Here is a 10,112-nt window from a genome sequence, read left to right as displayed (position 1 = left end):
TGAATAAGTAAGCGCAACGCCTGTATCGCATCGGTAGCAGGTCTGAGCGTCTAGAGGCATCTTGACAATGCCCATTTGGATTCGGCTGTTGCTGAATCTGATGCGAGAATCTGCGTCTCTTCAGAGCGCAGAGTGTCAACACGGACTTCCTTAGCCGGAGGTTTCCTCCGGCTCCAGTCCTCCCCATACCCGTACACCCTTGTGAGAGCAACAATCCAAAATCCAAAATCTTGTGAGAGGGTGACGTTTCCGGGACTTGTGTCGTCAAATAGAAGATGTATTTAAGATGACCTTGCTACAGGTGTGAGCGTTAGTTATGAAATTTAGTGTGGTCATCACGACCTACAACCGCTTAAACTTGCTCAAGAGAGCAATCAACTCTGCTTTGAACCAGACTATTGCCAGTGAAGTAGTTGTAGCTGATGATTGTTCTTCTGATGGTACGCAAGAGTATGTAAATAGCTTAATCAAAAAGTTGTCACAAAGTGGAGATTCACGCTTGATCTACCATCGCAATGAGGTAAACTCCGGTCATTCAGCAACTGTGAATGCTGGTATTGGTAAAGCTAGCGGTGAATGGATTAAGTTTTTGGATGATGATGACTACTTAGCTGTAAATTGTCTAGAAGAAATGGCAAGGGCGATCGCACTCCAACCTCAAGCAGCGATTTGTTCCTGTGTTGCTATTCAGGTAGATGAGAAAGAAGTCGAACTCTCTCGGACACCGCAGGTAGGACCTGGTCTAGCTTTTTATGTTCCCCAAGCTGATATTCACTATGGTATGTTACTAGAACTTCTACCTTTTGGTACACCTGTACAAGTAGCTTGTCGTCGGGATGCTTTTTTGCAAACAGGAGGTTGGGATTCTAAGTTTGATGCTAATTGTGATGATATTGATTCTTGGATTCATGTTGCCAAGTTTGGAGATGCAATTTTTCTCAATCAATCCCTTGCTTACCGTACCATTTGGTCTGGTGCTTATAATCACAAGTTTTCTCCATCTCGGCGTTTACATACAAATATTTTAATTAAAGAAAAAATTTATGCTTTAGTTGATGAAATGCATCATTCTCATATTCCTAATCTTGAAGATATTAAAAATTATTTGAAATTACATTGGTCTATAGTAGCTATTAAACAAAAAAACTTTCATAATTTATTCAATATTATCTTTCCCTCTATTTTTTATTGGAAAGCTTGGCGGCTTTTGTTTAAGGCTGTTGCATTACGTCGTTTTCATTACCAAAACAATTATATTCGTAAATGCGTATTGATTGAGTTATGATTTTTTGGCGCTACCAATGAGGAAGCATGACAAATAACAAATGGCAAACCCAATTAGTTAGCTTGATCTGTGTCACTATACCTACTTGTATAAAAAAATTGATAATTGATTATGCGAATTATACATATCTTAAATGAGGTTCAGGAAATTGGTAACGGAATTGTCAATGTAGCTGTTGACCTGGCTTGTTTACAAGCAAAAGATGGTCATGAGGTAGCAGTAATATCTGGTGGTGGAGGATACGAGAATTTACTAGCAAATTATGGTGTTAAACACTATCTTTTAGATCAAACACGCAAACCAATAAATCTTATCAAAGCTGCTATTGGTTATCAGGCAATTGTCAAAGAATTTCAGCCAAATATTGTTCATGCTCACATGATGACAGGAGTTATACTAGCAGCTTTTCTAAGAAATAAAGGTAAAAATAGATATGGTTTAGTTTCCACCGTACATAACGAATTTCAACGCAGCAGTATATTTATGGGTCTAGCTGATCGGGTAATTGCTGTTAGTAAAGCAGTTTCTGAGGCTATGGTACGGCGTGGGATCTCTAAAGAAAAATTGCGAGTAGTGTGTAATGGTACACTGGGAAGCCCCCGCAATCGTCCCTTACAGGAGTATGAAGCTTTACCTTTACAACATCCAGCGATCGCAACTGTGGCAGGAATGTATTATCGTAAAGGTATAGCCGAGTTAATCGCAGCTTTTGAGCAAATAGCCTCAGATTTTACCGCAGCAAATTTATATATAGTCGGAAACGGGCCTAATCGCTATGAATTTGAGGAACAAGCAAGTAAAACTACTGTTAGTTCGCGTATCCATTTTGAAGGTTTTCAACCAGAACCCCAGCGTTATCTATTAGCTTGTGATATATTTGTCCTCGCTTCTCACCGCGAACCTTTTGGTCTTGTTTTATCAGAAGCCCGTGAAGCTAGTTGCGCTATTATTGCCACTGATGTAGACGGAATTCCTGAAGCATTGGATAATGGACAAGCTGGAATTTTAGTACCAGCAAAAGATTCCAATGCCTTAGCAGCAGCATTGGTGAAATTGCTAAGTAATCCAGATACGTTACAAGAGTGGAAAACAAAGGCGCATCAAAATTTGGAGTGGTTGCATATTGACCGCGTTCATCAAGAAACGCTGGCAGTTTATGACGAGTTAGTTAGTGATTAGTGTTTAGAAATCGACCACTATCAATACAAATAGATTCTCCATTGATGCCAAAATGGTAATTATTTATAAGGGAAAAGGAAAAGGTAATAAGTCATTTAAATTTTTATTGCCATTACCTATTACCGATATTTGTGAATTAAAACTTCATCTAGTGGTTAATCACATTAGTCTTGATAGGTTTGTAGTAATCACTTTAGTGCTTAAATATTTGAGGACTAAAGTCCACCCTTCGGGAAGCCGCTCTTACGAGCGTCTACACTACAAACACATTACCCCTCAAAATTAATGCGATGAAGCACTAGGAGAAAAACAACGAGCGATCGATCACGGATTGCTGCTAAAGCAACCAGGTTACTTTTCAAGGATCTGGTCAAAGCGTGAGCTATTGGTTAGAGTGAATACGATTATCATTTGAAAAATAAGGTATCTGGGATATGGTCAGTACTGTGACAACAGACGTAGTTCCAGTAACAGTTCTCACTGGTTATTTGGGAGCAGGAAAAACAACTCTGCTCAATCGTATTCTCACCCACGAACATGGCAAAAAAGTGGCTGTGATTGTCAATGAATTTGGGGAAGTGGGTATTGATAATCAATTGGTGATCGATACAGATGAAGAAATCTTTGAGATGAACAACGGCTGTATCTGCTGTACAGTGCGGGGTGATTTGATTCGTATCATCGGTAATTTGATGAAACGCCGTCACAAATTTGACCATTTGGTGATTGAAACCACTGGACTAGCTGATCCTGCACCAGTGATTCAGACATTTTTTGTCGATGAAGATATGCGGGAACAGTTAGAACTGGATGCTGTGGTGACAGTAGTGGATGCCAAGCACATTTGGCAACATTGGGAAGCTGACGAAGCACAAGAACAGATTGCTTTTGCTGACGTTATTTTGTTAAATAAAACCGATTTAGTTACACCAGATGTGCTGGATGAATTAGAAAGGCGAATTCGCGGAATGAATGCAATGGCAAAAATTTACCGTACCCGCGATTCCCAAGTAGCAATGGATGCGCTTTTGGGTGTGAAAGCCTTTGATTTAGATCGTGCTTTGGAAATCGACCCCGAATTCTTAGGGGAAGATGCTCATGAACACGATGAAAACGTGTATTCTGTGGCTTTAGTTGCCGAAGGCGCCCTGGATGGAGATAAACTCAACAATTGGCTAGGTAAGTTACTGCAAACCCAAGGCCCGGATATCTTTCGGATGAAGGGTATTTTAAATATTGCTGGAGAAAGCGATCGCTTTGTCTTTCAAGGAGTGCATATGATCTTTGAAGGAAAACCTGATCGCCCTTGGAAAGACAGCGAAACCCGTAAAAACGAATTAGTATTCATCGGCCGTAACCTAGATGAAGCCAAACTCAAACAAGATTTTCTCGCCTGCTTAGTTTAAAGGAGAACGGGGACAAGGGGGCTATTTTTCTGGCGTTGTCTTCCCCCACTCCCCACACTCCCCTCATCTCCCACTCTCCGTGTCACCGCGTCTTTAGAAGTTTTACGGCGGAATTTTGTGCAAAACCTCGAACAGTCTTGAAGTTGATTGTATAATTTATTACGATTAATATTTTTGTAAAGATAAGATTAAAATTTTATACTGCTTTATGTAAGTGTGATAATTTAAACAATGCAAAATTCAAAAACCAAAATAATTCCTAAAAAATCCCTTATTTTAATTTATTTGTATAAAGTCAAGTGTGCTTTTTAGCTCATTGCTTAAACTTCTTACCTAAACAAAATCACTATATTTAGTTAACTTATTTTACTTAACTAACATATCTATCTATAAACTTTCGTCTGCGTGATATATATGACATTAACCTCTGAGGTAAAAGAAAAATTAGAAAATAATGGTAGCTACATAGGCACAAAACTAGACAGATGTGTAAGTGGTGATTGTTATCCAGCCAGCACTCTGAATATAGGTATGAAAGGAGTAGTAAGAAGGATATCAAAAAGTTTTGCAGAGCCGATTAGAAAAGAATTCGATTCTGCAATGAATAACTTATTTGATGATAATTTAGCTCCATTTGCAGAAAAAATTGATTACATCACCCAAAGACGGATTGCACAAACAGAAGATGCTGCTAAAGACATAGTTAGACAAACAGTTGATAATTTTTCTGGATTAAAAGACGAAATCAAAAGCAATATTGATGATTTGCTTAGTGATGTTGATACAGGCTACAAAGAAAATCTAAAAATCACCTTTGACGAAATTAATCTGGCTCGTGCAGAAGCAATCTTAAGTTTAAGAGCAACAATAGGAGATGTTGACAAGTCATTAGAAAACAGAATTACTCAAATCTCTATCACAATGATGGATACTATTAAAACAGCCAAAGAAATTAGTGATAGATTTACTCCGGAACAATTTCGCAGAAAACTAATTGAACCAACCCTAGATCGGATAGATGCTTTAGAGTCAAAGTTTTTTCAAGATGTAGATAAGTTAATAGATAAAATTGAAGCGATCGCAGTTGGAGAAATAGAAGAATTTAAAAAAGAATTAGAAAAATTTAGACGCCTACTGCCTAATCCATTTGATGATTGCAGACGCAAGCTAGATTTACAATGGAAGTCGGGACTAGACTTAGAAAATATTGATATTTATAGATTAAAAGAGTGTGAGCTAATAACTAGAATTAATGAAAAATCATCTATTAGTAAAATATTAGATGTGTACGGACAACTGCAATATAATGCAGCAAGAATGAACTATGTTGCTAGAAGCGCACCTGACTTTAAAGATATTTTTATCAGGGATTGGTTGAAATATGGCCAACTCTATAGATTGTGGAAGAATTGGCTTTAGCTTAGTAAACAGTTATCTCCTAAAAATAGAACACCGATCAATTAATTTGTAATTTTAAAGGACAAAACATGGCATTAACACCATTACAAGCCTATGAAGAAGCAATTAAAAGAATAGAAGATGCACGTAAGGAAATAGAAAACGAAACAGCTAGATTTGAAGCAATCAAATCGCAAATCCAAGCGCAAGTGCAATCTATTCAGACAGAACTACAAAATAAAACTAAAGAAATAGAGCAATTAAAATCGGAACTTCAGGCGACAAAAACGGAACTTGAAGCCACAAAAACTCTCCTGACAAATACAACAAATTTGATTCAAGATACTGCAAAAAGTGTAAAAACTGTTTCCTCAGAAGCACAAACAGCTCGTTCTGAGGCGAAAAATGCTCAAACCACTGCAAATACTGCTCGTTCGGAAGCACAAACTGCTCAAAACACAGCCAATACCGCGCGTTCGGAAGCACAAGCTGCTCAAAACACAGCTAACACCGCGCGTTCAGAAATTAATTCAGTTAAATCTGGTATAGAAAATGGTTCCATAATTGCTCAAAAAGCAATTATGTTAAGAACTAGAGATCAGAACCATTGGCTGCGATGGCGTACAGTTGATGATAAAAATCATGATGTTTTGGAACTATGGAGAACAGACGATAAGTGGTTTTCCACAATTCGAGTTCAAGCAGCATTGAAAATGATTAATTAATAATTCGTTCTCCAGGTGTAATGTACTTTTCTTGTGTCTTAGTGGTGAAAAATTAACTTTTGAAACACTAAGACACTAAGACATTAAGGTGAAAAACTCAAATTAAGATTGTTTCCCTTCCGAGACAAGTTGTGCCAGAATATTGCCTGTAATATCTAATAGTTGATCTAAAAGAAAACCGATAGTGCCAATATATATTACACCCTCGATAATATTGTTATAGTTACCTCCTCTGTAACCATTCCAAATCAAAAACCCCAATCCTTTTCCGACTGTCAACATTTCAATTGCAATCACAGTAAACCAAGCTATCCAAAGACCACTTCTTAAAGCATCAAATATATAATTTATTGCTACACGAAAATTATTATCTTGGAGACGACTTTTTCGCATACCCGTAGCTGTGTTAATCATTACTGACCAGATAGCGCTAAAAAAAACTACCATACTTGCTGCTACTTCTACTTCTTTAAAAAAGATGAAAGCGAGTGGTACAAGTGCTATGGGAGGAATACTATAGGGAATCTGTAGCAATCGCTTACATAGTTGATAAAGTAAGGGATTTATACCAATTGCACTTCCCAGTAAAATCCCCAATATTGCAGCAGGGATAAAGCCTACAAATAATAACTGTAGGCTAGATAAAAAATCTAACAATTTACTATGCTCCATGCCTCACGATTTCAATTGAAACATCTCAAGAATAGAGCGATTGTAATAAATTATATAGCACAAACAAGCAATTTGAATCGCACTCATTCCTAAGAAAATATGAAAGTCGGGCTTTATAAAATCTATCAAAAATCTAAAACTTAAATAACAAACTAAATAAAATTTAAATAAATCACCTTCTTGGTATTGATAGCGACTGCGAAGGCGTATAAATATAATTAAGATAATTAAAAATATGATTTCATACAATTGGGTGGGATGACGGAGAATGCCATCACCAAAATCTATACCCCAAGGTAATTTTGTCGCAATTCCATAAGTGCGATCGCTCAACCCAGTTAAAAAGCAACCAATCCTACCAATCGCCGTTCCTAGTATTAATGGATAGACAAATACATCACCAGTAGAACGCTTCACACCAATAATTTTCTTGGTAATTTCTACCCCAATCACAGCACCTAATAAAGCTCCGACAACTGTTTTACCTTGCAATAATAGTAATAAAAATAGCTGAGAATTTTGCCAAAATAAATCAATATGTTGCAGTAAAACTAACGCCTTTGCACCCACAAGCGCACCCAGCATTCCACCCACAATAATAGAAGTGCGCTGTGGCGGTGTAATAATATCCTTGCGGACATTACGCAATACTAAACGTAACGCTACAGTATAAGCTATGGATTCAAATAAAATATGTGGGTGAATCCGCAATGAACCCAGATAAAAATAAACGGGAAATGTCATTGATTAAGAGTCAAGTGTCAAGTGTCAAGTGTCAAATGTCAATACTTATTCACAAATGACAAATGACAAATGACAAATGACCAATGACTATTTTCCCATCTTTCGCTTCATTTCTTCCAACTCAGCCTCAGTTTCCCAACGGCGGAATGTTTCTTCTAAAGGATCATTCCCGCTAGAATAACCACGGCTTTGATTTGACCAACCAGCGCTTTCAACACGCTGTTGTGCTTGTGCTTGAGCACGTGCGCTTTGTGCTTCCGCAGCTTTTGCTTGTACTTCTTGACGTCGTTGTTGAACTTTCTTGAGTAGATCCTGTGCTTGGGTAACGCGTTCTTTCACTCCTTGCATTTGTCCCCACTGCTGATTTCCTTGACGCAAGAGTGCAGCTTCTCTCTCTTGTGCTTTTGCTGCTAAATCCTCTCTACCAGCATTTTTTGCTTTTTGGACACGAATATGCCATCTTTGAATTTCTTGCGCTGTGGACAAAATTTCGTCTTGCGATCGCTTCTCTTGTAATTGTAGGTCTGCAATCAACTTTAAAGTATCTTCCTCTTGCTCCCGCAGCTGTTCTAACAACGCTTCTAATTCCAGATGCGGATTACTTCGCAAGAATTCCTCTAAACGATTTTCCAGAAACCGACTCAAATCATCAAATAAACCCACAGCTAGAACTCCAGAGGTGAAGTATATCATTTTATTGTAGTCATGATTATCACCTGGGAAAAGCTACTGAGGAATTGACTTGTCAAGCAACTCGCATTTTACACCAGTTTGAGCCAGAGAATTTACAAGGCTATATTGAGCCAACTGGAGCATAAATTATCTTTTTTATAATTAAATCAGTCGCGGCAAATGGTAGAGTTAAAGGGATTAACAATTTATTTTCCCTTTACTCTTTTTCTGCTTATTTACATTTTTGAATGCAACAGAGCAATACGATTTGATGCACTCAATTGTGGCTTATGTTTGAAGTCATCTAAGTGCATAAGTTTTCCACTTGGAGCAAGTCGCTGTGAAACAATTTCTTGATAAACAGCTTCATAGCCATCTACCATTTTTCGCACGCTGAAATTATTTTCGACATGCTCACGACATGCATAGCGAGCAAGTTTTTCCACCTTGCTCACAGCATCAACGCATTCTGTAATATTGTTACAGATAAAACCAGTTTTACCGTGAGCAATTACTTCTGGAACTGAACCCATATTCATCGCAATCACGGGTGTTCCTGCTGCCATTGATTCTACCATTACTAATCCAAATGGTTCTCGCCAAGTAATAGTAAATAAAGTTGCTACTGCACCACCCATCAGAGCATTTTTCTGAAGATGATTTGCTTCACCTAAGTATTCTATTTGTTTACCATCAATGAGAGGTTTAACTTCTTTTTCAAAATATTCTTGATCAACTACATCTATTTTGCCTGCCATTTTTAAACGCCAACCAGTTGCTTTTGCAATTTGTATTGCTATATGCGTTCCTTTTTCTGGTGATATCCTACCCAAAAATGCCAAGTAGGGTGGTTCTTCTGGTTCAGCATGAAATTTATGGCTGCTGACATCTATTCCGTTATAAACTGTTGCTGCATAATTCAACCCTAACCTTAGTTCACGCTGTGAATTAGAAATACTCACGTAGGGTTGATTTTTAGCATGTACAAATAATTTTTCGTTGTCGGGTGTAAAAATACCGTGCAACGTATGTACAGTAGGTGTCTTGACTAAATTAACGTAGGGTAATGCATTGCAACCCATATGAGAGTGAATGATATCAAACTCATCTGCTGATTCATACACTCGACTCAATTCCAACATCTCATAGACGCCGTACTCTTTGATACTTTTATCAAGCCGTAAAGCACGAGGATGAACTGATACTAGCTTTGCTAAAGTGAGAGAATCTCCCGATGCAAATAGCGTGACTTCGTGTCCACGTCGGACTAACTCATCGGTTAATAAACCCACTACTAACTCAGTTCCACCGTAACCTGGAGGTGGTACTCTTTCCCACAGTGGAGCAACCTGAGCAATTCGCATAAAAGACTCCTGAAAAGAAAGATGAGAATAAAAAAGCGGCTACGTTTTTTCTAAATATGTGTTTTAAAGCAACTCATTTAATCTGAGAGCCTACTTGAAACACTAGTCGAGCCAGGGATTAATACAAAGTTTATATTTATATAAAACAAATTGTTGTCTACCCTTGGTGAGGATATATTAGCTTTCAGGTATGAAAAAGAAGTTATTTACAGCACAAGTTATTTATAAATTGATTTGTCATCAGTCTTGCGAAAGATCATCTGAGTCTCCATGTTTTCCTTTTATCAGTGCTGCAAAATTCTGTTGAAATAGCTAGAATAAAATTAATATCAGATCCAAATTTCAATTCCCTTTGCTCTATTAAATCAAAGTCGGTTTGATTTTGATGGATGACTATTTGTATTCAGGATTATTGAAGTGAGGAGTGTATAGCTTCAATTCCTAATTCGCCCTGCAATAAATTCGCAGCTAATAGCTTAAGTACGTAAAAACGTACTGAAATCAAGATAGATGAAAGTCTCTGTTTTAGACCCATTCTGAATTAGTTACCAAAGCATATAAAAGTATGCCGTATATCTTTGTCTGATTTATTTGTCTGTGATCAGACATCTTGCACTTACCCTATATACCGCCTGAGAATTTATTCTTAGGCTAATAGCATCAGTCA

9 protein-coding genes are annotated in these 10,112 nt (G+C 37.6%); 5 read left to right on the top strand and 4 right to left on the bottom strand.

Annotation, left to right across the window (positions count from 1 at the left end; genetic code table 11):
* Positions 1-316: 316 nt before the first annotated feature.
* From ACE1AT_RS22450 to ACE1AT_RS22430, 5 genes are all read left to right on the top strand, one after another.
* Entirely contained in the window at positions 317-1,285 is a 969-nt protein-coding gene (locus ACE1AT_RS22450; protein WP_374872367.1) for a glycosyltransferase family 2 protein, read from the top strand.
* Between the two features lie 111 nt (positions 1,286-1,396).
* Complete coding sequence (locus ACE1AT_RS22445; RefSeq protein WP_374872365.1) at positions 1,397-2,464, top strand: glycosyltransferase; 1,068 nt, start codon at positions 1,397-1,399, stop codon at positions 2,462-2,464.
* Between the two features lie 434 nt (positions 2,465-2,898).
* On the top strand, positions 2,899-3,870 hold the full coding sequence (locus ACE1AT_RS22440; protein ID WP_374872363.1) for a CobW family GTP-binding protein: 972 nt from the start codon (positions 2,899-2,901) through the stop codon (positions 3,868-3,870).
* Between the two features lie 414 nt (positions 3,871-4,284).
* On the top strand, positions 4,285-5,289 hold the full coding sequence (locus ACE1AT_RS22435; RefSeq protein WP_374872361.1) for a hypothetical protein: 1,005 nt from the start codon (positions 4,285-4,287) through the stop codon (positions 5,287-5,289).
* A 68-nt stretch (positions 5,290-5,357) separates the two neighbouring features.
* The gene (locus ACE1AT_RS22430) at positions 5,358-5,993 is read left to right on the top strand and encodes a hypothetical protein (protein WP_374872359.1); all 636 of its coding nucleotides are present in this window, start codon (positions 5,358-5,360) and stop codon (positions 5,991-5,993) included.
* Between the two features lie 102 nt (positions 5,994-6,095).
* On the opposite strand, the gene ACE1AT_RS22425 is transcribed toward ACE1AT_RS22430, so the two are convergent.
* The 4 genes from ACE1AT_RS22425 to ACE1AT_RS22410 form a co-directional block, all read right to left on the bottom strand.
* The gene (locus ACE1AT_RS22425; RefSeq protein WP_374872357.1) at positions 6,096-6,665 is read right to left on the bottom strand and encodes a nitrate transporter; all 570 of its coding nucleotides are present in this window, start codon (positions 6,663-6,665) and stop codon (positions 6,096-6,098) included.
* Positions 6,666-6,668: 3 nt separating this feature from the next.
* Positions 6,669-7,409 carry a prolipoprotein diacylglyceryl transferase gene (locus ACE1AT_RS22420; RefSeq protein ID WP_374872355.1) on the bottom strand — a complete coding sequence of 247 codons (741 nt, stop codon included), beginning with the start codon at positions 7,407-7,409 and terminating at the stop codon, positions 6,669-6,671.
* A gap of 87 nt (positions 7,410-7,496) precedes the next feature.
* Entirely contained in the window at positions 7,497-8,102 is a 606-nt protein-coding gene (locus ACE1AT_RS22415) for a TIGR04376 family protein (protein WP_374872353.1), read from the bottom strand.
* Between the two features lie 215 nt (positions 8,103-8,317).
* Positions 8,318-9,445, bottom strand: coding sequence for a glycosyltransferase family 4 protein (locus ACE1AT_RS22410; RefSeq protein WP_374872351.1), 1,128 nt, complete (start codon positions 9,443-9,445; stop codon positions 8,318-8,320).
* Positions 9,446-10,112: the final 667 nt, after the last annotated feature.

This window comes from Pelatocladus sp. BLCC-F211 (genome assembly GCF_041928655.1).
Taxonomy (GTDB): Bacteria; Cyanobacteriota; Cyanobacteriia; order Cyanobacteriales; family Nostocaceae; genus Pelatocladus.
Note: the sequence above shows the minus strand (reverse complement) of the source record. Positions and strands in the feature narration are given on the sequence as shown.